Raw genomic sequence first — 2,626 nt, 5'->3', positions numbered from 1 at the left:
TTCGGCCTGGAGGCGCAGCAATTCCGTGAAATACAGCCTGCGGTCGATCTGGTCCGGATGATGGGTACGATAGATCTTGCGGATCTCGGTGGACAGGATCGCGTCCTCAAGCTCGATTTCGAAATCTTCGTCCAGCGTGTCCTGCAGTTCGGCTTCCAGCCAGTCCTTTGGTTCGTGGTCCATCATGATCTCCGGGGCTTCAGGCTTACTCTTTAACGTAAAATCGTGACAGCGGTAAGGCAGCAGGTGATGCCGGGGTGCGGGTCAGGGCGCGAATCGGGACGCGCAATCGCGCGTCAGGGCAAGGACAAAGCCGCCGCCCCGCTGGTTGTCCACCGTGCCGCACCATTGTCCGTCGGTCGAGAACAGGCTTTGCGTTCCTTTGGCGGGGCGATAGGCGATACGGCGGCCGTTCACGTCAAATAGGTTCAGCACGCCGCCCGCGTTTGCGGCGTAATACCCCAGCACGCTGCCATTGGATGTAAAGATCAGCCGTTTCGAATTGGCGGGATTCGATGGCTGGTTTTCCCGGACCGAGGACGAATTGGCCGTGTTGCCCGACGAATTCCACGTCGCATTGGGCGAGTTCGACGGTTTGGCGGGGTTATTGGCGGGGTGGCCGGGGCCAAGTTCGAACGGAAGCTGGCCACGGTCCAGCACGATCAGCGGCGCATCCGCCCGTGCCGGCAGGGCGAGGCTGGCAAGAATGGCGAGGATCAGGCAGAGGCGCATGTCGGGGATCGTTACGGTGATCGTTACTGTGGCAGCCGGTCGTCCTGCATCAGATCCCATGCCAGCCCATAGCCATCCAGGGGGCTGTCAGCCTGGCCGGGGGACCAGGGTTCCTCGTATCCGGGGATGGCATGCCCCAGCCCGTCAAAAAAGACCAGACTGACCTCGGCATCGTCCTTGCAGTTCTGATAGTCGCGTTCCTCGACCCCTTTGGCCAGTTCCTTGACCTGGGGTTCCGGGTCGCAGCCGTTGTTTTCGACCCAACGTTGCAGGGCGGTCTGGCCGGAATAGCTCCAGGATGATCCCTGCCGGGGGGCGTTTGCCACGATAGTTTCATTGTCCTTTGCGGGATCCTTGAAGGGCGTGTCGCCCAGGGCCTCGTCGAACCACGGATTCGTGGCGTCCCAGTGGCCGTGGATGGCCTGCATGGGGACCGGACGGGCGGGGGTGCATTCGACTGCATGCGGCAGGCCCAGCTCCGTGTCCGACGCCTTTGAAAAGCGGATCCCCCCGATCGGCACCACCGAGGCGATGCGGTCTGCCAGACTGCACGCCAGCGCCGAGGCCATGCGTCCGCCGCCCGAATAGCCCATCACATAGACGCGGGCAGGGTCGATGCAGGCGGCCGTTTCGGCGGCGTCGATGGCCTTGGCGATGAATTCGACATCGTTGCGGGCATCCTCGGCGGGATAGTTGTCGCCGCCAAAGGTCGGCACGCCCGGCACATTCCACGTCCAGCCCATAAAGACCGGCCCGATCACCCCGGTCGGCGCGATCATGACAAAGCCCTTTTCGTCGGCGACATGCTTGCTGGCGTTCAGGGTGCGGAACCCGGTTCCTCCGGTCGGGTGCAGGTTGATCACCAGCGGCACCCTTTGGCCGACCGCGCTTTCGGGGACATGGCCCAGTACGGTATAGCCATCAACCTCCAGCGCCATCAGCCCCGCAGCGCCCCCCGCCGGACAGTCCTGCGCCGAGGCCGACCCGGCAAGGGTCGCCGCCACGATTGTCGCCGCAATGCCGGCCTTGTTGATCCGCATTCTCGGTTCTCCCTGTTCGTCCCTGCCGACCAGCTTAGGAGCCACGAAGGCCCCGCGCAATGCCTGCCTGAGTTCTGCCTGTCGGGTGACGGCGGATGCACGCTGTCGGGGACCATGGCACGACGTCACCGCCGGAGGATTTGCGTCCCGCGATGGCCGGGGGGGCTGTGCGCCCCCCGGACCCCCTGCAAAAGCCTGCGGCGGGTTTTTTTCATGCATCGGGCGGGGCACCCTGTCCGACGGGCGGTGAATGCCGTGCCCGGCCTTTCCACCCGCAGACTGCCTGCGCGCGAAGCGCGCCTTCGGCCGGGCGGCAGCGCGCGGGCCGGGCTTTGCCCGGCCCGCACCCCGTTTTCCGTTCTGGCAGCGCCCGACCGGTCTGGTGCCCGCCGCCGCGCGGAACGAGGGGTTCACCTCCGGCCCTCGGGAACGATCATTCGCCGGGGCCGCCTGTTTCATGCATCCCCTGCATGCTTTATGGACGAGATACGACACGGCGGACATGGCCTCGTCCGGTGCCGGGCAGCAGGTTTGCGCAGGGGCGTGGCGGGGTAGACATATTGCCGGCGAACTGATCGTGTGGCCGACAGACAGCCGGACAAGTCACTGCCGCGATGGCGGCGGGGTGCTGACAGGACAGGACGACAGATGCCCAATCTTGCGCCGAAGGAAGCCGCCCATTTCCTGTTCTTCGCGGCGATCCCGCCCGATGCCGTGACGCGGCGGATGGCCGGGGCGTGGCGGGTTCTGGGCACGGGCGAAAGGTTTCGCGGCGACAAGCTGCATCTGACGCTGTTGCCCGTGCTGGAAAGCCCCGCGCCGGATCCGCTGCTGGTCGGGCAGGCGATGCGGGC

2 protein-coding genes and 2 pseudogenes are annotated in these 2,626 nt (G+C 65.5%); 1 reads left to right on the top strand and 3 read right to left on the bottom strand.

Translation table 11 applies throughout. The annotated features are described in order from the left end of the window. The 3 genes and pseudogenes from ACK5L9_RS23605 to ACK5L9_RS23595 form a co-directional block, all read right to left on the bottom strand. Window positions 1-186 (bottom strand): annotated as a pseudogene (locus ACK5L9_RS23605) (polyphosphate kinase 2); the annotation flags it as partial. A gap of 78 nt (window positions 187-264) precedes the next feature. After that, window positions 265-792: a hypothetical protein gene (locus tag ACK5L9_RS23600; protein ID WP_416913899.1), complete on the bottom strand. Its 528-nt coding sequence runs from the start codon at window positions 790-792 to the stop codon at window positions 265-267. Further along, entirely contained in the window at window positions 756-1,772 is a 1,017-nt protein-coding gene (locus ACK5L9_RS23595; protein ID WP_416913898.1) for an alpha/beta hydrolase family esterase, read from the bottom strand. The genes ACK5L9_RS23600 and ACK5L9_RS23595 overlap by 37 nt, the downstream gene beginning before the upstream one ends. A gap of 648 nt (window positions 1,773-2,420) precedes the next feature. On the opposite strand from ACK5L9_RS23595, the pseudogene ACK5L9_RS23590 reads away from it, so the two are divergent. After that, window positions 2,421-2,626 (top strand): annotated as a pseudogene (locus ACK5L9_RS23590) (hypothetical protein); the annotation flags it as partial.

This window comes from Paracoccus sp. (in: a-proteobacteria) (assembly GCF_047973135.1).
GTDB lineage: Bacteria > Pseudomonadota > Alphaproteobacteria > Rhodobacterales > Rhodobacteraceae > Paracoccus.
Note: the sequence above shows the minus strand (reverse complement) of the source record. Positions and strands in the feature narration are given on the sequence as shown.